The sequence below is a fragment of the Plantactinospora solaniradicis genome, from assembly GCF_042658085.1.
Classification (GTDB): Bacteria; Actinomycetota; Actinomycetes; order Mycobacteriales; family Micromonosporaceae; genus Plantactinospora; species Plantactinospora solaniradicis.
Genome location: NZ_JBHSPR010000060.1, coordinates 167489 through 187248, shown reverse-complemented (window position 1 = coordinate 187248; position 19760 = coordinate 167489). Strand labels below are relative to the sequence as shown.

The following is a 19760-nucleotide window of genomic DNA, read 5'->3' as shown; positions in this document are numbered from 1 at the left end:
GCACCATCACGACAGAACGACACACAGCGATCCAGGTCACTGGGTTGCTGCGATTCTCGTCACGCTGCGATACACGCACGACACGCCGAGTCGGTTCATCCCGTCGCCACTTGCGGGATACCCCGTCCGCCTGGGTAACAATCCGCAGCCGACATAAAGTCCCCGCACCCGGAAAGGGCGAAACGATCTCCGTCGGGACGCTCCGGACGGGTGTTGGCGGCAGTGGCCGAACCTGAGCCGGCTCTCAGCTGGCGAGCAGCGCGATCGCGCCCCGGACCTGGTTGGCCGAGCGGTCCAGCGCCGCCCTGGCGTCCGCGACGGCCGCACCGGACAGCAACGACACCAGGGCTGCCTTCAGGTCGCCGTCGGCCTCGGTCAACGCCCGCTGGGCGACGTCCTCGGCGCAACCGGTCGCTTCCATCAGAATCGAGATCATTCGGCCCCGCAACTTCGCATTGGTGGCCACCATGTCGATCATCAGGTTTGAGTAGACCCGCCCGAGCCGCACCATCACGGCCGTGGAAAACCCGTTGAGCACCAGTTTCTGGGCCGTCGCGGCCTTCATCCGCGTGGAGCCGGTAACCACCTCGGGTCCGGTGTCCACCCCGATGAAGACGGTGACCGACCGGCCCGCCGCGGCGTCCGGATCGGCGCAGAACAGCACGGTATCCGCGCCCACGTCGGTTGCGGCTCGGAGCGCGCCCAGCACGTACGGCGTCCGCCCGCTGGCGGCCAGTCCGACCACCAGGTCCCCGGCCCGTACGCACTCGCGTGCCTCCGCGGCACCGCCGGCCTCGTCGTCCTCGGCGTCCTCGACGGCCCGCCACATCGCCTCCGGCCCACCGGCGATGTGGGCGCAGAACCAGCGGTCCGGCGCGTTGAAGGTGGGGGCCAGTTCGGCGGCGTCGAGCACGCCCAGTCGTCCCGAGGTGCCCGCGCCGAAGTAGTGCACCCGACCTCCGGCGCGCAACGCCGTCACCGCCAACTCGACCGCGACGGCGATCTCGTCGAGCACCGTGGCGACGGCGGCGGGAACCCGTCGGTCATCGTCGTTGATCGCCTTCAGGACGTCCCGGGTGGACATTAGGTCCAGGTCCGAACTGCGCGGGTTACGCCGCTCGGTCGGCGAACTGACCCGTACCACGGCACGCGTGCCCTGGTCACGGCCGCCCGGATAGCCGGTCGCCGGCACCGGCTGCTGGCCTGCGTCGTCCGGCCGGTAGGCCGGCTCGGCACCCGGGTAAGGCGACCCCGCGTCGACATCCGGACGCGGGGTGGCGGGTGGCGCACCGGGCTCGACCCGTCCGGCCGTCATGTCCGCCCCCCACCGCGTCGACAACCGCCGAGCCACTCGTTCATGCCCCCGCCCCACTCCGCCTGCTCATGCACCCGTGGCTCCGCTCGGCCACCGCTTGCGGCATCGCCGCGCCGAGCCGGCCGGTCCGCCCGCTCATTCCCCTGCTCCGCTCCGTCCGGTCATGACCGCCGCCCCTTGACCCGGTGCGGCTGCACCGCCTCGGCGGTGACTTCGAGTGCCTTCTTCGCCCTGGCCCGGTTGCGGGCCGCGACCCCGACGAAGAGGCAGTCGACCACCGTCAACTGGGCGAGGCGGCTGGCCATCGCCCCGGACCGGTACGTCGTCTCCCGGGCCGCCGTGGTGAGCACGAAGTCCGCGACCTCGGTGATCGGGGAACGTGGGAAGTTGGTCAGCGCGACCGTGGTCGCCCCGCGCGCCCGCGCCTGCTCCAGCACCTCCACGGCGTCCAGCGTCGTGCCGGTGTGCGAGATGCCCACCGCGACGTCGCCCTTGCCGAGCAGGGCGGCCGAGGTCAGCGCGACGTGCACGTCCGGGAAGTAGAACGCGGTCCGGCCGATCCGGTGGAGTTTCTGCTGGAAGTCGGAGGCGACGAAGCCACTCGCCGCGGCACCGTAGATGTCGATCCGGCTGGCTCCGTTGATCGCCTCGACCACCTGCTCGCAGACGGCGGGGTCGAGCTGCTCGGCCGTCTCCTCGACCGCGCGCGCGTCGCTGAACGCGATGGTCGCGATGATCTGTGCCAGGTCGGCGCCGGGCGGGATGTCACCGCCGACGACCCGGGCGTCCGGTGGCTCGACCCGGCGGGCGGCCTCGGCCGCGAGCCGGATACGCAGTTGGGGGTAGCCGTCCATGCCGACCGAACGGCAGAACCGGATGACGGTGGCCTCGGACGTCTCGGCCGCCGTCGCCAGATCGGTGATCGTACGGCGAGCGGCATCGGCGGGATCCGCCACGACGAGTCTCGCCACCCGTTGTTCGGCGGGCGACAACGACGGCAGCAGGCCGCTGATATGGACAATCAGCCCAGCCGTCTCGTGACTCGCAGAAACCTTCGCAGTCTTCACCACGGATGAAACTTACTTTCACGGAGGCGGGAGCGTCAACCGTGACGCGCTACACCTGCGAAAGTACGCCCAACCGGTGGGATATTGCGGCCGGTCAGCCCAGCCAAGCGTGTCATTCCCGCGACACGTTCGTCTCGGCGGGGACGCCGAGACGCCGGACCGGACGGCGAGCGGGTGAATCGTCATCCATCGATAGGTCTGCCCAAGCCGACTCTACCACCGTCACCCACTGTCCCGAGCCGGTCACCCGGCGCCCCGCGACGTCAGGCCCGGCCACCCCGCGAAGCGCTGACCGTCCACGTTGGCCCCGGCGGAGGCACCCGTCGCGGCTGCCTCCGGCACGGCGGGTGGCGTTGCCGCCCGGCGGAGCCGCCGGTGCCGATAGCGTGTGAGCCATGGCGGATCGCAGTGTGCTCATCACCGGCGGCCTCGGCGGCCTGGGCGGCGCGGTGACCGCCGCGTTCGTCGCCGCCGGCTGGCGGGTGGTCCTACCCGTCCGGCCCGGCGGTGCCGACCTCGGCTCGACGTCCGGCGGGACGCCGGCCGGCGACGCGGTGCTCCGGGTGGCGGCGGATATCACCGATCCGGAGCAGGTGGCCAGGGTGGTCGACGTCGCCGGGCAGGACGCCGACGCCCCGCTGCGGGCCGTGGTCAACCTGGCCGGCGGGTACGCGGCCGGCGGCCGGGTACACGAGACCCCGGTCGCCGACTTCGAGAACATGCTCGCCGTCAATCTGCGCCCGACGTACCTGGTCACCCGGAACGCGTTGCCGTACCTGGTCGAGGCGGACGGCGGTGCGGTGGTCTGCGTCTCGTCCCGGGCGGCACTCGCGCCGTTCCCGGGTGCCGCCGGCTACGTCACGGCAAAGGCGGCGGTCCTCGCCTTCGCCTCGGCGGTCGCCGTCGAGTACCGGCAGTCGGGGGTCCGGTGCAACACGGTCGTTCCGAGCGTCATCGACACGCCGGCCAACCGGGCGGCACAGCCCAACGCGGATCACTCGCGTTGGGTGGCACCGGCGGAGATTGCCGCGGTGGTCCGCTTTCTGGCCAGCGACGAGTCGGCGCCGACGAGCGGCGCGACCATACCGGTGTACGGGCGGGCCTGACCGTCACCGCGTCTCGTGTCCGGGCCTCGGCCCGCTCGGACGAGCCGGTGACCGGGTCCGGGGTGCCGACCGGGTCCGGAGTGCCGACCGGGTCCGGGGTGCCGACCGGGTCCGACGGGCCCGCCTGGTCCTGCTGGGGCGGGCCGGCGGGGTCGCTCTGGGCCTCGTCCGGCCGGCCGGAGGTGGGACACCGGGCCGGCGCCGGAACCGGCGGGGTGCCCCCGGACGGGATCCAGTCCCGCAATCCGGCCTGGATCGCCCGGGTGACCTCGTCCGGGCTGCGGTTGGCGTCGACGACCACGAACCCGGCGAACTCCGGCAACGAGCGGTACGCCGCCACCCCGGCGGCCAGGAAGTCGATGTTCTCGTGGTCGGTGCCCCGGGCCTCGATCCGCCGGTACGCCTCACCCGGCTCCACCGCGAGCAGAAACGTGACATCTGGCGGAGGAAAGAGCCGGTAGAGCACCCGGGCCAGCCCTTCCCAGCGCCGCCCGCCGCCGTGCGCCCGGATGCTGGCGTACTGGCAGACGGCGTACCGGTCCATCACGGCGACCCGCGAACGCAGCCGGGAGCGGAGCAGGGCCCGCGCGATGGCCAGCCAGCGCAGCGCCGACTCGGCGAAGAGCATCCCGTCGCGTCCCAACAGCCGCTGCGCGTCCCGTCGGCCCAGCTTGCGCGCCAACCGGCTGAACCAGCGTCGCCCGCCGGCATTCTGCCAGTACGTGGCCGGCACGCCGGCCGAGGTCAGCGCGTCCGCCAACCGGTGCGCCTGAGTGGTCTTGCCCGAACCGTCGATCCCGACCAGGGCCACGGACCGCAGCCGTCCCCCGCCATGCCGCTCCTGCAGAGTTGGGGCCACGCTCAGCAACGGTACCTGGCGGGCGCAGCCCTCCGGCCCGACAAAGCCGTCCGCACGCCCCTTTCCGCCGCGATGCCGAGCCTTTCGCCCAGGTCAGACCGTCGAGCGGGAACGGCCAGGATGTCCGGTTCCGCCCCGTGCCCCCACCTCCGGGCCCCGGCCAGGTGTGAACGAACGAAGTGCCGGGTACCGGTAAATCTCCACCCCACCGACCAGATGCCCGATAACCACCGACACGGGAGACCCGATGGATCACCGAGGCGACGAGACCCTCCTTGCCACCCTCAAACGGGTCGCCGCCGTCCTCAAGCAGTCCGAGATTCCGTTCGCGCTGGGCGGCAGCTTCGCCGTCTACGCCCACGGCGGCCACTCCAGCGACCACGACGTGGACTTCCTCATCCGGGAGCAGGACACCGAGCGCGCCCTGGAGGCGTTGGTCGAGGCCGGCTTCACCGCCGAGCGCCCGCCGGAGGACTGGCTCGTCAAGGTCTGGGACCACGACCGGTTGGTGGACCTGATCCACCGGCCGATCGAGACGCCGGTGACCGACGAGACCTTCCGGGACACGGTTGTCCGGCCGGTCGACGCCATCCACATGCCGGTGCTCTCCGCCACCCACCTGATGGTGCACAAGCTGCTGAGCTTCTCGCAGCACTACTGCGACTTCGCCCGGGGGCTGCCACTCGCCCGGTCGCTGCGCGAGCAGATCGACTGGGACCGGGTACGCAAGGAGACGGCGCACTCCCCCTATGCCGAGGCCTTCCTGGTGCTGCTCGACCGGCTCGACGTCGTGCCCTACGGCCCGGCCGGCGCGGAGAAGGAGGTAACGACCATGACGACGGCGAGTGCGGCGAGGAGGCAAGATGGCCAGGCGTGATGCCGAGGCGGGCGCCGAGCCGCCGGACGACTATCTGGAGGCGGCGATCCAGCGCCTGCTCACCGAGAACACCGAGATCGCCGAGCAGGGCATCACGGTGACCCGCCGGGACCATTCGGTGGTGCTCTGCGGCGAGGTGGAGAGCGCACAACGACGCGAGGAGATCCTCCGGTTGGTCCTGGAGCGCTTCCCGCAGGTGCCGGTGACGGTCGACATCGGACTGATCCGTACCCAGGCACCGACCGAGGTGGAGGAGTTGCGGTGAGGGAGGCGACATGGTGATCCGGATCGCGGCGGTCGGCGACGTCCACCTGGACCAGGATGTGGTCGGGCGATTCCGGCCGGCCCTGGAACAGCTGCCGGACAGCGCCGACGTGCTGCTGCTGGCCGGTGACCTGACCCGGCACGGTACCGAGTCCGAGGCCCGGTGCGTGGCGACCGAGTTCGGTGGCCTGGGTGTGCCGGTGGTGGCGGTGCTGGGCAACCACGACTATCACTGCGACGAGGTGCCGGCGGTGATCCGGGTCCTGGAGGACGCCGGGATCCTGGTGCTGGAGGGTACGAACGTGGTGCTGGACTGCACCGGCGTACGGCTGGGAATCGCCGGTGCGAAGGGATTCGGCGGGGGCTTCGCCGGACGCTGCGCCAGCGAGTTCGGCGAGCCGGAGATGAAGGATTTCGTCCGGACCACCAGCGCCATCTCCGAACAGCTCGGCGTGGCGCTACGGGAGATGGACTGTGACGTGCGGGTCGCGCTGACCCACTACGCGCCGGTGCCGGACACCCTGGCCGGCGAGCCGCCGGAGATCTATCCGTTCCTCGGGTCGTACCTGCTCGGTCAGGCCATCGACTCGGCGCCTACCGAGCTGGCCCTGCACGGGCACGCGCACGCGGGCAGCGAGCGGGGCACCACTCCGGGCGGGGTCCGGGTACGCAACGTCGCCCACCCGGTGATCAAGCAGGCATACAGCGTGTTTCACCTGCATGCGCCCTACGCGGGGGCCACCGCCGGGAAGGTTTCCGCCGTCAGCGGCTCGGGTAGTTCCTGAGACATGGACTTTTTGCTCTGGATTCTCGCAGTAGTACTCGTGGTCGCCGGCGTGCTCGCACTGTTCCGGCGGCAGATCCTCTGGGGCGTCGTGCTCATCGTCGTAGGACTGATCGTCGGCCCGTTCGGCGTCAGCATCTTCTAGCGGGCAATCCGCACCAGCGCTCAGAGAAAACTCAACCTCTCCCAACAGCCCGCCGGGGTCGTCAGACCCGGGTCTTCGTCCTCCCCCTAGAAGACCCGGGTCCGACGACCCCGGTTTCGTCTGTCCGGTGGGCCTACCGGCCGTGCCCGGTCAGCAGCGCGGTACGCCGGGGATGAATCCGTCGTAGCCGGTCAGGACGTACGCGTCGGAGATGAACCGCCCGGTGCCGATCCGGTCCCAGATGTTGCTGGTGCCGTAGGTGCCGGTCACGGTCGTACCGGTGGTCTGGCAGTAGATCGTGACGCCGGCCCCGTCGGCCACCGTGCCGACCGAGGCGTAGCTGGTGCCGGGGCCGGACCGGACGGTCAGCGCGGTCCCCGCGGTGTTCACCGTGCCCGAGCCGGTGCTGCCGCCGGAGCAGGCGTTGTCGCTGGTGTAGGTGCGGGTGCCCCAGTAGAGCGCCAGGGTGCCGTTGAACCGGATCTGCACCGCGCTGCCGCCCGACCGCTGCTCGTAGTGCAGGTGTGGGCCGGTGGAGCCGCCGGTGGTGCCGACGTAGCCGATGACGGTGCCGTAGCCGACGGTCCGGCCGACCGCGGTGTTGAAGCTGTTCAGGTGGGCGTAGTAGGTCGTGAAGCCGCCGCCGTGGTCGATCCGGACGTACTTGCCGTAGCTGGTGCCGCCGAGGTCGGCGACCACGTCGACGGTGCCGGGCGCGCTGGCCACCACCGGGTCGCCCTGGTCGTCGGTCCGGTTGAAGTCGATGGCGTTCGCCGGGCTGTGGTTGGTCCGGGTCTGGCCGGACCAGGACTGGCCGCAGGGGAACGGAACCTTGAAGGTCGGGGCGGCGGCGGCCGGCGAGGCCGGCACCAGCACCGTGGCGGCCAGCAGCAGGCCGCTTCCGACGAGGGCGAACAGGCGTGAGCGCATTCAGGGACCTCCATGGCGAAAGTTTTCCATGTTTCGATCAATCGTGGCAGAAAACTTCAAACATGGGAAGGGCGCGTCCGGGCGGCGCGGAGCCCGGCGGTTGGGGCGATCCGGTATACCTGGACGTCATGGCCTCGCCGACGTACCTGATGACCATGCCGTTGCACGCCGTGACCGAGGTGTACGGCGAAGCCGGCCTCCGAGACCGGTTCGGGCTGGAGACGGCGCGCTTCGATCCGGCGGACCGGGCCCGCCTGACGGCGGCGCTGGACCTGGCCGGCACGCTGCACCGCGACGACCGCCGGGTACGCGAGCCCTACGTCAACCACCTGCTCCGGGTCGCGATCCGGATCATCTGCTACTACCACGTCACCGACGTGGACGTGATCGTCGCGGCACTGCTGCACGACGCGGTGGAGGACCACCCGGCGGAACTGGCCGAACTGCCCGCCGACACGCCCGGCCCGGTCGCCACCCCGGCGGCGCTGGCCGCCGTCGCGCAGCGGTTCAACCCTCGGGTCGCCGGGCTCGTCGCGGCGGTCACCAATCCGGAGTACGACCCCGACCGCGACCGGAACGAGCAGTACCGGGCGCATCTCGCGGAGAGCCTCGACCGGGAGCCGTGGGCTCGGGTGATCAAGGTCTCCGACTTCACCGACAACGGTGTCGGGGTCATCCACACCACCGGCGACAAGGTGCACCGCTCGGCACGGAAGTACCGGCCCCTGGTGCCGCTCTTCCGCGACCTGGTCAGCCGGCCGGACACGCCGCTGTCGGCCGAGGTGCGGACGCACATCCTCGGCCAACTGGACCTCGCCGAGCAGCGCTTCGCGGCCATCCTCGACGACCCGCAGGACGTCCCGGCAGGCCGTCCGGCCGGGTAGCCCACCGCCCCCGTCGTCAGATCCCGGCGGGCCACCCGTCCTGGTCCCGGCGACCTCCACACCTGGATGCTGGCGTGCCCCGCCCAACGGCCCGCCACTGCCAGGTTTCCGAATCGTTACGGCCTCGTGGCTCTGCGGGTCTGGACGACGATCGTTGCAAGCGCTTACATGTGGTGACGCCCACAGTCCGGCACGGGAGCCCCCTCAGGCGACCGGCACGCCGGCTCGAAAGGAGGACGGCATGGCGGTCAAGTCCAGACCACGCCAGGCCCTCGTTATCGCCAGCGTGTTGACCCTGGCACTCGGCGCCACCGCCTGTTCCGGCGATAGCGACAGCGGGCTCGACCCGGATTCTGCGGAGTGTGCCCCGTACACGAACTACCAGGGCCACGACGGTGAGTCGGTCTCCATCTACGCGTCGATCCGGGACAAGGAGGCGGACCTGCTCCGGGAGTCCTGGAAGCAGTTCGAGGACTGCACCGGCATCGAGATCGACTACGACGGCAGCGGCGAGTTCGAGGCGCAACTCCAGGTCCAGGTGGACGGCGGCAACCCGCCCGACCTGGCCTTCATCCCCCAGCCCGGCCTGCTGACCCGGTTCGCCCAGGCGAACAAGCTCAAGCCGATGACTCCTGAGCTGAAGACCATCGCCGACGGCAACTACCCGGCGGACTGGCTCAAGTACGCCACGGTCGGCGGTCAGCTCTACGGCACCCCGCTCGGCGCCAACGTGAAGTCCTTCGTCTGGTACTCGCCGAAGGCGTTCACCGAGAAGGGCTACCAGGTGCCCACCACCTGGCAGGACCTGATGGCGCTCAGCGACAAGATCGCCGCCACCAACCAGAAGCCCTGGTGCGTCGGACTCGAGTCGGGTGAGGCCACCGGTTGGCCGGCGACCGACTGGGTCGAGGACCTGATGCTGCGTACGCAGTCGCCGGAGGTCTACGACCAGTGGACCACCCACGGCATCCCGTTCAACGACCCCCGGGTCGCCCAGGCCTTCGACCAGGTCGGCTCGGTGCTCAAGAACCCCAAGTACGTCAACGGCGGCTACGGCGACGTGAAGAGCCTGACCACCACCCCGTTCCAGGAGGGTGGCCTACCGATCCTCCAGGGCCAGTGCACGCTGCACCGGCAGGCGAACATCTACGGCAACTACCTGCCGGAGGGCACCAAGGTCAGCCCGGACGGCGACATGTACGCCTTCTACCTGCCGACGATCGACCCGAGCAAGGGTAAGCCGGTGCTGGTTGCCGGCGAGTTCACGGTGGCGTTCACCGACACGGAGGCCACCAACGCGGTCCGTGCCTACCTCGCCTCCGGTGAGTACGCCAACTCGCGGGCCAAGCTCGGCAACTGGATCACGCCGAACAACAAGCTGGACGTCAGCAACGTGACCCAGGAGGTCGACAAGCTCTCGATGGAGCTCCTGCTCGACAAGAGCGCGGTCTTCCGGTTCGACGGCTCCGACCTGATGCCCGCCGCCGTCGGCTCGGGCACCATGTGGAAGGGCATGGTCGACTGGATCAGCGGTAAGGACACCAAGAGCACCCTCGACTTCATCGAAGGCTCCTGGCCGAAGTAGTACGTTTCCGGCGGTCCGGCCCGTACCAGGGCCGGGCCGCCGGCTTCCGCCCTGACGGCGTAGGAGGCCTGATGGAGTTCGCCGACGAGGCACCGAAGCTACTGATGCTGCTGTACGGCCTGATCGCCTTCGCGGTCGTGGTCGGCGGCCTGCTGGTGCTGCTGGACGTCGTACCCGCGTGGTTCGCCCGACGCCGCGAGGCCGCCGTGCTCGCGGCGGCCCCGGCCGGTGGGGTGAAGACCGCCGCGCCGCCGCCGGCGCGCCGCCGCTCTGTGGTCAACCGCCGGGAGGGTGGCCTCGGGCTGTTCTTCCTGCTGCCCACCCTCGTGTTGCTGGCCGTCGGACTGATCGTCCCGGCTGTCCGGACCATCCTGCTGTCCTTCATGGACGGAAACAGCCGGAACTGGGTCGGGCTGAGCAACTACACCTGGATGTTCGCCCAGGACGAGATCTTCAGCGTGCTGACCAACACCCTCATCTGGGTGATCCTGGTCCCGCTGGTGGCCACCGCGATCGGCCTGATCTACGCGGTCCTGGTCGACCGGGCCCGGTTCGAGTCGGCGGCCAAGGCCCTGATCTTCATGCCGATGGCGATCTCGTTCGTCGGTGCCAGCATCATCTGGAAGTTCGTCTACGCCTACCGGTCCGGCGAGTACGACCAGATCGGCCTGCTCAACCACGTCTGGAAGATGTTCGGCGGCGAGCCCCAGCAGTGGCTCTCCAATCCGCCGCTGAACACCCTGCTGCTGATCGTCATCATGATCTGGATCCAGGCCGGCTTCGCCATGGTGGTGCTCTCGGCCGCGATCAAGGCCATCCCGGCCGACATCATCGAGGCGGCCCGGCTCGACGGGGTCAACCCCTGGCAGATGTTCTGGCAGATCACGATGCCGAGCATCCGGCCGGCCCTGATCGTCGTCGTGGTCACCGTCTCGATCGCCACGCTCAAGGTCTTCGACATCGTCCGGACCACGACCAACGGCAACTACGACACCGGCGTGATCGCGAACGAGATGTACAACCAGGCGTTCCGGTTCGGCCAGACCGGACAGGGTTCGGCGCTGGCCGTGTTCCTCTTCGTGCTGGTGATCCCGATCGTGATCTATCAGGTCCGCAACCTGCGCAAGCAGCGGGAGGTATGAGATGACCACCACGACCCCGCCCGCGCTGGTCAGTCCGCCCGTCAAGCCGACCGGACCGGAGACCCGGGCCGCCCGGGTACGCCGACGCCTCAACAACCCGGTGGCGACCGGCATCTCGATCGTCATCGCGGTGATCTGGACGATCCCCACCTTCGGCCTCTTCGTCTCCTCGTTCCGACCCGAGGACGAGATCAAGACCACCGGCTGGTGGACGGCGTTCACCGACCCGCAGTTCACCCTTCAGAACTACCAGGAGGTGCTGTTCGGCCGGTCGGCGTCGTCGGGGCAGCTCGCCGGCTACTTCATCAACTCGATGGTGATCACGATCCCGTCGGTACTGTTCCCGCTGGCCTTCGCCGCGCTCGCCGCGTACGCGCTGTCCTGGATCAACTTCCGGGGCCGGGACTGGATCTACATCGGCATCTTCGCGTTGCAGATCGTGCCGCTACAGATGGCCCTGGTGCCGCTGCTCAGCTTCTTCTCCGAGGGGGCGAGCGTGTTCGGCATCCCGCTCACCCCGGCGTGGAACCTGGAGGACGAGGGGAAGTTCGTCCAGGTCTGGTTCGCGCACACCTGCTTCGCGCTGCCGTGTGCCGTCTTCCTGCTGCACAACTTCGTGTCCCAGCTGCCGAAGGACCTGATGGAGGCGGCCCGGGTCGACGGGGCCACCCACCCGAAGATCTTCCGCTCCATCGTGCTGCCGCTGATCGTGCCGGCCCTGGCCGCGTTCGGCATCTTCCAGTTCCTCTGGGTCTGGAACGACCTGCTGGTGGCACTGATCTTCGCCGGTGGCGGCAACGAGACGGCCCCGCTGACCGTACGGCTCGCCGAGCTGGCCGGTACCCGGGCCAACGAGTGGCAGCGGCTGACCTCCGGCGCGTTCATCTCCATCGTCGTACCGCTGATCGTGTTCCTGTCCCTGCAGCGTTACTTCGTGCGTGGCCTGCTGGCCGGTGGCATCAAGGGCTGACCCGGCACCAGGTCCCGCCCCCGCGCCCGGCACCCACGGCCGGTGGGTACGCCCGGAACAGGATGGCACCGTGACCAGAATCGAGGACGTCGCCCGGTTGGCGGGGGTCTCCACCGCCACCGTCTCCCGGGCGCTGCGGGGGCTCCCGACGGTGTCCGAGACGACCAGGAGCCGGGTGCTGCTCGCCGCCGAGCAACTCGACTACAGCGCATCGCCGAGCGCGTCCCGGCTGGCCGGCGGCAAGACCGGCACGGTCGCGGTGATCGTTCCCCGGATCACGCCCTGGTTCGTCGGCGCCGTCGTCGAGGCCGCCGAGGAGGTGCTGCACCGCGCCGGGTACGAGCTGCTGCTCTACAACATCGGCGGCCGGGAGCACGCCCGGCACCGCCTGCTGCACCGGGCCAACCTGCCCAAGCGGGTCGACGCGGTGATGCTGGTCGCCACGCCGATGGGGGCCGACGACCTGGCGACCATCGCCAGCCTGGCGCTGCCGGGCGTCACCGTCAGCTCGGGCACGGTGGTACCGGGCTGGCCGAGCATCCGGATCGACGACCGGGCCGCCGGCCGGACCGCCACCGAACACCTGCTGGGCCTCGGCCACCGCCGGATCGCCTGTATCTGGGGCGATCCCGCCGACGAGTACGCGCACCCCGCCCATCTGGAGCGGCGACGTGGCTACCAGGAGGCGCTGAACGCCCTCGGAATGCTCCCCGAGCCACGGCTCAGCGTCGAGAACAGGGCGGACGCCGAGGGTGGACGCCTGGCGACCGAGGAACTGCTCTCCCGGGGTGACCCGCCGACCGCGATCTTCGCCAGTTGCGACGAGATGGCCATGGGCGCGGTGAACGCGCTGCGGACCGCTGGCGTACGGGTGCCGCAGGAGGTCAGCGTGGTCGGCATCGACAACCACGACCTGGCCGGCGCGTTCGGGCTGAGCACCGTGGCCCAGCCCGCCGCCGAGCAGGGCCAGCTCGCCGCCGGTACGTTGCTGGGGCCACTGGCCGGCCGGTCCCGGACCGACGGCGAGCTGACCCCGGTGATTCTGCCCACCTGGCTCGTCGCGCGTGACTCGACCGGTCCGCCCAGGGAAGACTGAAGGTCAACCGGTCCGAGCCCGACGGGAGAGCATCCTGAACACGCCCGACACGATGTCCGAGTCCCCCTTGCCCGCCACCACGTCCACCGGCGCCGAACCGGGCGTCGCCCGCCGGGTCGACGCGCCGGGCCCGTGGTGGCGGCACGCGGTCATCTACCAGATCTATCCCCGCTCGTTCGCGGACTCCGACGGCGACGGCATCGGCGACCTGCCCGGGATCATCGCCCGGCTGGACCATCTGGTCGAACTCGGGGTCGACGCGGTCTGGCTGTCGCCGTTCTATCCGTCGCCGCAGGCGGACGCCGGCTACGACGTGGCCGACTACCGCGACGTGGACCCGATCTTCGGCCGGCTGGCGGACGCCGACCAGCTCCTGGCCGCGGCCCGGTCGCGCGGGCTGCGGGTCATCGTCGACCTGGTGCCCAACCACACCTCCTCGGCCCATCCGTGGTTCGGTGCGGCGCTGGCCGCCGGTCCCGGCGGCCGGGAGCGGTCCCGCTACGTCTTCCGGGACGGCCGTGGCCCGGACGGCGCCGAACCGCCGAACGACTGGCAGAGCGTCTTCGGCGGGCCGGCGTGGACCCGGGTGACCGAACCGGACGGCCGTCCGGGGCAGTGGTACCTGCACCTGTTCGACACCGGCCAGCCGGACCTCAACTGGGACCATCCCGAGGTACGCGCCGAGTTCGTCGACATCCTGCGGTACTGGCTCGACCGGGGCGTGGACGGCTTCCGGGTCGACGTCGCGCACGGCCTGGTCAAGCAGGCCGACCTGGCCGACTGGAAGCCACAGGACGAACCCGTCTCCGGCCCCGGCACCGAGGGGCCCCGCCCACCGATGTGGGACCAGGACGGCGTACACGAGATCTACCAGGACTGGCGGCGGGTGCTCGACTCCTATCCGGGCGAGCGGATCCTGGTCGCCGAGGCGTGGGTGCAGCCGGCCGAGCGGCTGGCCGCGTACGTCCGCCCGGACGAGATGCACCAGGCGTTCAACTTCGAGTACCTGGAGGCGTCCTGGAGCGCCCCGGCCCAGTACGCGGTGATCACCCGCTCGTTGGCCGCCTCCGCGGCGGTCGGCGCCCCCACCACGTGGGTGCTGTCCAACCACGACGTCATCCGGCACGCGACCCGGCTGGCGCTGCCGATCGGCACTCCCCGGCCGCGTGGCATCGGCGTCGACGATCCGCAGCCGGACCCCGTACTGGGGCTGCGCCGGGCCCGCGCCGCCACCCTGCTGATGCTCTCGCTGCCCGGGTCCGCCTATCTCTACCAGGGCGAGGAACTGGGCCTGCCGGAGCACACCACGCTGCCCGACGAGTCCCGGCAGGACCCGACCTGGGAGCGCAGCGGTCACGCCGAGCGGGGTCGCGACGGTTGCCGGGTGCCGATCCCGTGGGAGGCGGACGCGCCGTCGTACGGCTTCGGCCCGGCCGACGCGAGCTGGCTGCCCCAGCCGACCCTCTGGGCCGAGTACGCCCTGGACCGGCAGCGCGGGGTGCCCGGCTCGACGTACGAGGTGTACCGGACCAGCCTGCGACTGCGTCGCGAGCGGGGACTCGGCACCGGCACCGTGTACTGGTTGGAGAGCCCGGACGGGGTGCTGTACTTCCGCAACGGCGCGCTGCGGGTGCTGACCAACTTCGGCGCCGACCCGGTGGAGCTGCCGGAGGGTGCCGAACTGGTGCACGCCAGCGGGCCGCTGGACCCGGACGGCCGGGTACCGACCGATGTCACCGTGTGGCTGCGACTCGACGAGGCCGGCGAGGACTGATCCGGCAGCCGGTCAGGGGGTGGTCGGGCGGTCCGGCGCGGCCACCTCCTCGACCACCTCCTCGACCACCTCCTCGACCACCTCCTCGGCCCGTTCGGTGAGCAGTTCGTGGACCTCGCGGATGTCCCGGGGAGCGGTCCGGGAGGCGAGCCAGTACATGATGCCGGTGGGGATGAAGAAGAGCTGGAAGGCGGCCAGCCCGACGGCGAAGTTCAGCGGCGGCGGGAAGGCCGACCGCAGCGCCTGGGCGGCCACCCCGATCAGTCCGTTGCCGGTCGCCCGGCCCACACCGTTGACCAGGTTGCCGAGGCTGTAGACCGTGCCCCGGTGCTCGGGCGGGTTGACGTCGGCGATCAGCGCGAACCAGTTCGGCGAGTTCGCCGACGTCAGGCCGAGCGCGAGCAACGCGGTCAGCAGGCTGAGCCCGACCGTCGGCTCGGAGAACACGCTGCCCAGGACGGCGGTGGCCACCGCACCGGCGCCGGCGCCGTCCGGCACGTCGATCCGGATCGGCACGAAGAACAGCACCGCGTAGAACGGCACCGCGGCGAGGATCCCGATCGCCGCGACCAGGGCCCGGCCCCGGGGCGTACGTCGTTGTGCCGCGTCGCCGACCAGTCCGCCGACGATGGAGAGCACCCCACCGAGCTGGAACAGGACCGCGAAGATGCTGCCCACGACGGTGGCGGTGGCCGACGAGTACCCCTGGGCCTCGGCGCGCTCCCGGAACAGCGCCGGCAGCCAGACCAGCGATCCGAACGCCACCTGCGCGGTGAGTCCCTGGAGGACGAGCCACCGGTTCGTCCGGCGGCGCAGGATCGCCGGCAGGTCGTCCCGGCTGATCCGGTAGTCGTAGTCCCCGCCGGCCGCGATGGCGCCCTTCAGCTCGGGCTCGCTCTGGCCCCGCCGGATGTCGTAGGTCAGCAGGTACGCCAGGGTCGCGACCAGGCCGACGACGCTGAGCAGCAGGAACGGGCGGCGCCAGTCGTCCGCGCCGAGAACTCCGCCGACCAGGGTGCCGGCGAGGGTGCCGATTCCCTGGGAGAGGCCCCAGAAACTCAGCACCACCCCACGACGGCGGGGCGTGACGAGGTCGGTGACCACCGAGAAGCCGACCGAGCCCACCGCACCCAGCCCGATCGCGGCCAGCAGTTGCGCGCCGAAGAACGCCAGGTACGTCGAGGCGAACGCGCTGCCGGCGGTGCCGGCGGCCCAGAGCAGCGTGCCGATCATGAGCAGCGGTTTGCGGTTGGTCCGGTCCCCGAAGTACGCCCAGCCGACCGCGGCGACCGCGCTGATCAGGAAGCTGGTCGCGGTGACCGCGCCGATCGCACCCCGGCCCACGTTGAGAGCCGGTGCGATGGAGTCGTAGAGCGGCGGCACCAGCCCGATCGCCACGTTGTCGAGCGAGGCGAGGACGACGAAGACCGCGACGCTGTAGAACCGGTGGACCGGTCCCCCACCTCGGGCGACTCGCGGACCACCGATCGTCATGTCCGGCACTCAACCAGGATCAGGTAACGCTGGGATGACGGTTTGTCCGGGTCCCGTGCCGGCCCGCGTCTCGCTTGATGGGATACGACCGTTTGGGGTTGTCAGTGCGGAACCGTAGTGTGCACGCAACCGTCCGTAACGGTGGTGGGCCGGACGGGACTGTCGAAGCCGATTCGGACTCGGTGGAGGTGCGGTGCGGTGGAGCCGACACGAACAGGCGTACGGCAACGGGCGGCCGGTGCGGCAGAAGACTCCGACGAGCCGGTCCGGGGCGACGACCCCGCCGGCGAGCAGCCCGACCGGCCGACAACCGCCGAGCAGGACGACCCGACGGCACTGCCGGAGTTGGCCGAGCCCGGTTGGTTCCACCACGGCGCCACGTTCGCCGAGACGAGCTTCTGGTCGGTGGCGCGGCAACTGCCGGCGATCATCCGGGAGGCGGTGGTCCTGGCCTGGCGGGTGAGCCGGACCGACACCCTGGCCGCGATCGGGCTCAACATCCTCGCCGGCATCATGATCACGTTTGGCCTGCTGGCGACCAGCACGGTGCTGCGCGAACTCTTCGCCTCCGGCCCGACCCCCGACCGGGTACGGTCGGCCGCGCCCGGCCTGGCCGTGGCCGCGCTGGCGGTGATGGCCAAGGGCGGCCTGACCATCGCCGCCGGCTGGGCGCAGGCCCGGCTGGCCCCACAGATCAACTACCGGGTCGAGTTGCGGCTGTTCGAGGCGACGACCTCGGTGGACCTGGCGGCGTTCGACGACGCCGGCTTCGCCGAGGAGATGGACCGGGCCCGGGACCGGGGCATGACCGAGGCGGCGTCGATCGTCGACGACACGGTCAACCTGATCACCGGTGTGGTCGGGGTGGTCGCCACCGCCGCCGCCGTGACGGTCATCCAACCGCTGCTGCTGCCGTGCCTGCTCGTCGCGGCGGTCCCGTCGGCGGTGACCGCGGTCCGGATCGCCCGCCGGGAGTACATCGCGCTGCTGGCCCGGATCACCCGCCGACGTCGGATGTGGATGCTGGCCACCCTGATGGCGAACCGGCACACCGCGGTCGAGGTGCGGACGTACCAGATGCGCGGGTTCCTGCTCGGGGAGTACCGCCGGGTGATGACCATGGAGACCGCCGCACAACTGCGGCTGGTGCGGTCCCAGACGTCGACCCGGGTCGGCGGCGGCTCCATCGCCGGGCTGGCGACGTTCGCCGTCTACGCCGTACTCGGTTGGTTGCTGCTGGCCGGCGTGGTGCCGCTGGCGGCGGCCGCGACGGCGATGCTCGCCCTCCAGGCGGCCCGGACCAGCCTGGGCAACACCATCCACGCCACCAACTCGCTGTACGAGGACGCGCTCTACTACCGCGACTTCCTGACCTTTCTCGACCGGGCCGACTCGCGCACCCGCCGTAGCGGTGGCGACCCGGTGTCCGGCTTCGAGGAGATCCGGGTCGAGGAGGTCAGCCTGAGCTACCCGGACACCGAGAAACCGGCCGTGGACCGGGTCAGCCTGACCGTACGCCGGGGTGAGGTCATCGCGCTGGTCGGCGAGAACGGCTCGGGGAAGACCACTTTGGCCAAGCTCCTCGCCGGGCTGTACCAACCTACCGGCGGCACGATCCGTTGGGACGGGGTCGACGTCGCGACGCTGGACGCCGCCAGCCTCGGCTCGAACGTCGCCGTGCTGAGCCAGGACTGGTGGCGCTTTCCGTTCACGGCCCGGCAGAACATCACCATCGGCCGGTACGACCGGACCGACGGGGCCGGGCCGACGATCGTGGACGCCGCGAAGGCCGCCTCCGCACACGAGATGGTCACCGGACTGCCGCACGGCTACGACACCCTGCTCGACCGGAGTTTCAAGGACGGCCACGACCTGTCCGGCGGCCAGTGGCAGCGCCTGGTGGCCGCGCGCGGCCTCTACCGCGAGGGGCGGCTGCTGATCTGCGACGAGCCGTCCGCCGCGCTCGACGCCCGAGCCGAACACGCGCTCTTCCAACGACTACGGCGGCAACCCGACCGGGCGATCGTGCTCATCACGCACCGGCTGGCCAACGTCCGGCACGCGGACCGGATTTACGTGATGCGGGACGGAAAACTCCTCGAGGAGGGCAACCACGACCAACTCATCGCGGCCGGTGGGCTCTACCGGGAACTCTTCGAACTCCAGGCCAGCGGCTACACGGAATGACGACCGGACGCCGACGTACGGCGCGGCGCGTTTCGCCCCCGACCATTGGGGACAGACCCGGTTGCGGATGTTGACTATTCTGGTGGCCTCGGTCACTGCGGGCGTCGGCGGCTGCCCGCGAACGAACGTCTCGTGCCGAGTCAACGCCGTCAGGCGCTGGCCACCAGCCAAGCTCCACCGCAACCGGTGCCCGGTCGAAGGAGGGACAGTGTCCTACCAGTCGCAATCGGTCGGCGACGAGGACAGCAGGCTTCGCGACACCAAGACCTTCGTCCAGAATTTGGACGAACTCGCTGCCAACAGCTGGCCAGGCCGACCCATCCCGGGCACCGAGCGGATCGAGGGGATGGATCGTAGCGGCAACGTCTACTGCATCGTCGACCCGCTCGGCAACGTCCTCGACGTCCAGATCGAGTCCGGCTGGTGGAACGCACTGGGGCCGGCTCATGTCGGCGCCGCGATCCTCGACGCGCTGGAGCAGGCGAGGTCGAAGGCGGCGATGGCCGTGATGATCCTGACCCGCTACGGACACAAGCCGGATGTGCCGGAGGAGCCGGACTTCGCCACGCAGGTCGCCGGCCCGAGGATCCCACTGCCGGACCCCGACGACCCCGACCTCCTCGACGCGCTGAACGCCAAGATCGAACGCGCCTTCACCGTCCTCGATGCGGCGGATCGCATCCGGCAGGCCGTGGACAACCAGGAGCGGCGGGTCGTCGCGGGGCCACAGGGCCTGTTCCGACTCGTCCTGGTCGGGCTGGCGGTGCAGGGCGCCGAGGTCGACCACCAGAACCTGGGCCCGTACGACGGCAACCGGCTCGCGGCGGATGCCCGCGCCGCACTAAGGGCGGTTGGCCGGAACGGGGCGAACGTTTACCAGTCCTACGGGAGGGCGTGATGGGCGACTACAACTACTACTCCGAGAAGAGCATCCAGGTCGCCACCGAGGCCATCCGGGTGGAGGCGAAAAAGTGGCACGGCCTGTCCGACAAGATGGCCACCATTTCCCGGGAAACCAGCAACCTGGACCTGGAGATCACGGCGTTCCTGGTCACGGATGCCACCGGTGCGGTGACCGCGTACGACCTGAAGCACGCCTACGACCAGATGCACGGTCTGCTGGACAAGGTCCTCAAGCAGGCGGTCACCGAACTGGACCAGTTCGGCAACGCGCTCTACAAGATCGCGGACTGGTACGAGGACTCTGACCAGAACTCCGTGGCGCGGATGGAAAAGTTCTGGACGGCGTAATCCAGCTACGAGCATTCGATTAGGGGAGGC

At 70.5% G+C, this 19760-nt stretch carries 18 protein-coding genes and 1 pseudogene; 14 read left to right on the top strand and 5 right to left on the bottom strand.

Features of this window, described 5'->3' with window-relative positions; translation table 11 throughout:
- Nucleotides 1-244: 244 nt before the first annotated feature.
- Entirely contained in the window at nucleotides 245-1315 is a 1071-nt protein-coding gene (gene murQ / locus ACFP2T_RS40445) for an N-acetylmuramic acid 6-phosphate etherase (protein ID WP_377431987.1), read from the bottom strand.
- 161 nt (nucleotides 1316-1476) lie between these two features.
- Nucleotides 1477-2385 (bottom strand): MurR/RpiR family transcriptional regulator, encoded by a 909-nt coding sequence (locus tag ACFP2T_RS40440; RefSeq protein WP_377431986.1) that lies wholly within the window; start codon nucleotides 2383-2385, stop codon nucleotides 1477-1479.
- A gap of 392 nt (nucleotides 2386-2777) precedes the next feature.
- On the opposite strand from ACFP2T_RS40440, the gene ACFP2T_RS40435 reads away from it, so the two are divergent.
- A complete protein-coding gene (locus tag ACFP2T_RS40435; protein ID WP_377431985.1) occupies nucleotides 2778-3488 on the top strand; it encodes an SDR family NAD(P)-dependent oxidoreductase in 711 nt (236 codons plus the stop codon).
- 196 nt (nucleotides 3489-3684) lie between these two features.
- Here the strand turns inward: ACFP2T_RS40435 and ACFP2T_RS40430 are convergent.
- Nucleotides 3685-4356 (bottom strand): annotated as a pseudogene (locus ACFP2T_RS40430) (dTMP kinase); the annotation flags it as partial.
- 238 nt (nucleotides 4357-4594) lie between these two features.
- Between ACFP2T_RS40430 and ACFP2T_RS40425 the strand changes: the two are divergent.
- Genes ACFP2T_RS40425 through ACFP2T_RS40410 form a run of 4 tightly spaced genes read left to right on the top strand, consistent with a single transcriptional unit; the run spans nucleotide 4595 to nucleotide 6417 of the window.
- Nucleotides 4595-5224, top strand: a complete 630-nt coding sequence (locus tag ACFP2T_RS40425; RefSeq protein ID WP_377431983.1) for a nucleotidyltransferase family protein — start codon at nucleotides 4595-4597, stop codon at nucleotides 5222-5224.
- A complete protein-coding gene (locus ACFP2T_RS40420) occupies nucleotides 5211-5489 on the top strand; it encodes a hypothetical protein (RefSeq protein WP_377431981.1) in 279 nt (92 codons plus the stop codon). Before ACFP2T_RS40425 ends, ACFP2T_RS40420 begins: the two co-directional genes overlap by 14 nt.
- 10 nt (nucleotides 5490-5499) lie before the next feature.
- On the top strand, nucleotides 5500-6273 hold the full coding sequence (locus tag ACFP2T_RS40415) for a metallophosphoesterase family protein (RefSeq protein ID WP_377431979.1): 774 nt from the start codon (nucleotides 5500-5502) through the stop codon (nucleotides 6271-6273).
- Nucleotides 6274-6276: 3 nt separating this feature from the next.
- Nucleotides 6277-6417 carry a GPGG-motif small membrane protein gene (locus tag ACFP2T_RS40410; protein ID WP_377431978.1) on the top strand — a complete coding sequence of 47 codons (141 nt, stop codon included), beginning with the start codon at nucleotides 6277-6279 and terminating at the stop codon, nucleotides 6415-6417.
- 150 nt (nucleotides 6418-6567) lie between these two features.
- Here the strand turns inward: ACFP2T_RS40410 and ACFP2T_RS40405 are convergent, their stop codons facing one another.
- Nucleotides 6568-7347, bottom strand: a complete 780-nt coding sequence (locus ACFP2T_RS40405; protein ID WP_377431977.1) for a peptidoglycan DD-metalloendopeptidase family protein — start codon at nucleotides 7345-7347, stop codon at nucleotides 6568-6570.
- A gap of 128 nt (nucleotides 7348-7475) precedes the next feature.
- Between ACFP2T_RS40405 and ACFP2T_RS40400 the strand changes: the two genes are divergently transcribed.
- The 6 genes from ACFP2T_RS40400 to ACFP2T_RS40375 all read left to right on the top strand — a co-directional run bounded on the left by ACFP2T_RS40400 (nucleotide 7476) and on the right by ACFP2T_RS40375 (nucleotide 14798).
- Nucleotides 7476-8231 carry an HD domain-containing protein gene (locus tag ACFP2T_RS40400; protein ID WP_377432388.1) on the top strand — a complete coding sequence of 252 codons (756 nt, stop codon included), beginning with the start codon at nucleotides 7476-7478 and terminating at the stop codon, nucleotides 8229-8231.
- A 241-nt stretch (nucleotides 8232-8472) separates the two neighbouring features.
- Nucleotides 8473-9816, top strand: coding sequence for an ABC transporter substrate-binding protein (locus ACFP2T_RS40395; protein WP_377431976.1), 1344 nt, complete (start codon nucleotides 8473-8475; stop codon nucleotides 9814-9816).
- 71 nt (nucleotides 9817-9887) lie between these two features.
- Complete coding sequence (locus ACFP2T_RS40390; RefSeq protein WP_377431975.1) at nucleotides 9888-10958, top strand: carbohydrate ABC transporter permease; 1071 nt, start codon at nucleotides 9888-9890, stop codon at nucleotides 10956-10958.
- A 1-nt stretch (nucleotide 10959) separates the two neighbouring features.
- The gene (locus ACFP2T_RS40385; RefSeq protein ID WP_377431973.1) at nucleotides 10960-11928 is read left to right on the top strand and encodes a carbohydrate ABC transporter permease; all 969 of its coding nucleotides are present in this window, start codon (nucleotides 10960-10962) and stop codon (nucleotides 11926-11928) included.
- 70 nt (nucleotides 11929-11998) lie between these two features.
- Complete coding sequence (locus tag ACFP2T_RS40380) at nucleotides 11999-13024, top strand: LacI family DNA-binding transcriptional regulator (RefSeq protein ID WP_377431971.1); 1026 nt, start codon at nucleotides 11999-12001, stop codon at nucleotides 13022-13024.
- Between the two features lie 52 nt (nucleotides 13025-13076).
- Nucleotides 13077-14798 (top strand): glycoside hydrolase family 13 protein, encoded by a 1722-nt coding sequence (locus ACFP2T_RS40375; protein ID WP_377431970.1) that lies wholly within the window; start codon nucleotides 13077-13079, stop codon nucleotides 14796-14798.
- Between the two features lie 12 nt (nucleotides 14799-14810).
- Here the strand turns inward: ACFP2T_RS40375 and ACFP2T_RS40370 are convergent, their stop codons facing one another.
- A complete protein-coding gene (locus ACFP2T_RS40370) occupies nucleotides 14811-16292 on the bottom strand; it encodes an MFS transporter (RefSeq protein ID WP_377431968.1) in 1482 nt (493 codons plus the stop codon).
- A 198-nt stretch (nucleotides 16293-16490) separates the two neighbouring features.
- Here ACFP2T_RS40370 and ACFP2T_RS40365 point away from each other — a divergent pair, with 198 nt between their 5' ends.
- From ACFP2T_RS40365 to ACFP2T_RS40355, 3 genes are all read left to right on the top strand, one after another.
- Nucleotides 16491-18479, top strand: a complete 1989-nt coding sequence (locus tag ACFP2T_RS40365; RefSeq protein ID WP_377431966.1) for an ABC transporter ATP-binding protein — start codon at nucleotides 16491-16493, stop codon at nucleotides 18477-18479.
- A 208-nt stretch (nucleotides 18480-18687) separates the two neighbouring features.
- A complete protein-coding gene (locus ACFP2T_RS40360) occupies nucleotides 18688-19377 on the top strand; it encodes a hypothetical protein (protein ID WP_377431965.1) in 690 nt (229 codons plus the stop codon).
- Complete coding sequence (locus tag ACFP2T_RS40355) at nucleotides 19377-19730, top strand: hypothetical protein (protein ID WP_377431963.1); 354 nt, start codon at nucleotides 19377-19379, stop codon at nucleotides 19728-19730. The genes ACFP2T_RS40360 and ACFP2T_RS40355 overlap by 1 nt, the downstream gene beginning before the upstream one ends.
- Nucleotides 19731-19760: the final 30 nt, after the last annotated feature.

Coding starts and splice junctions, on each gene's coding strand:
- ACFP2T_RS40435 (WP_377431985.1), top strand. CDS start 2,778: ATGGCGGATCGCAGTGTGCTCATCACCGGCGGCCTCGGCGGCCTGGGC.
- ACFP2T_RS40390 (WP_377431975.1), top strand. CDS start 9,888: ATGGAGTTCGCCGACGAGGCACCGAAGCTACTGATGCTGCTGTACGGC.
- ACFP2T_RS40405 (WP_377431977.1), bottom strand. CDS start 7,347: ATGCGCTCACGCCTGTTCGCCCTCGTCGGAAGCGGCCTGCTGCTGGCC.
- ACFP2T_RS40355 (WP_377431963.1), top strand. CDS start 19,377: ATGGGCGACTACAACTACTACTCCGAGAAGAGCATCCAGGTCGCCACC.
- ACFP2T_RS40410 (WP_377431978.1), top strand. CDS start 6,277: ATGGACTTTTTGCTCTGGATTCTCGCAGTAGTACTCGTGGTCGCCGGC.
- ACFP2T_RS40415 (WP_377431979.1), top strand. CDS start 5,500: ATGGTGATCCGGATCGCGGCGGTCGGCGACGTCCACCTGGACCAGGAT.
- ACFP2T_RS40395 (WP_377431976.1), top strand. CDS start 8,473: ATGGCGGTCAAGTCCAGACCACGCCAGGCCCTCGTTATCGCCAGCGTG.
- murQ (WP_377431987.1), bottom strand. CDS start 1,315: ATGACGGCCGGACGGGTCGAGCCCGGTGCGCCACCCGCCACCCCGCGT.
- ACFP2T_RS40375 (WP_377431970.1), top strand. CDS start 13,077: ATGTCCGAGTCCCCCTTGCCCGCCACCACGTCCACCGGCGCCGAACCG.
- ACFP2T_RS40370 (WP_377431968.1), bottom strand. CDS start 16,292: ATGACGATCGGTGGTCCGCGAGTCGCCCGAGGTGGGGGACCGGTCCAC.
- ACFP2T_RS40425 (WP_377431983.1), top strand. CDS start 4,595: ATGGATCACCGAGGCGACGAGACCCTCCTTGCCACCCTCAAACGGGTC.
- ACFP2T_RS40400 (WP_377432388.1), top strand. CDS start 7,476: ATGGCCTCGCCGACGTACCTGATGACCATGCCGTTGCACGCCGTGACC.
- ACFP2T_RS40385 (WP_377431973.1), top strand. CDS start 10,960: ATGACCACCACGACCCCGCCCGCGCTGGTCAGTCCGCCCGTCAAGCCG.
- ACFP2T_RS40420 (WP_377431981.1), top strand. CDS start 5,211: ATGGCCAGGCGTGATGCCGAGGCGGGCGCCGAGCCGCCGGACGACTAT.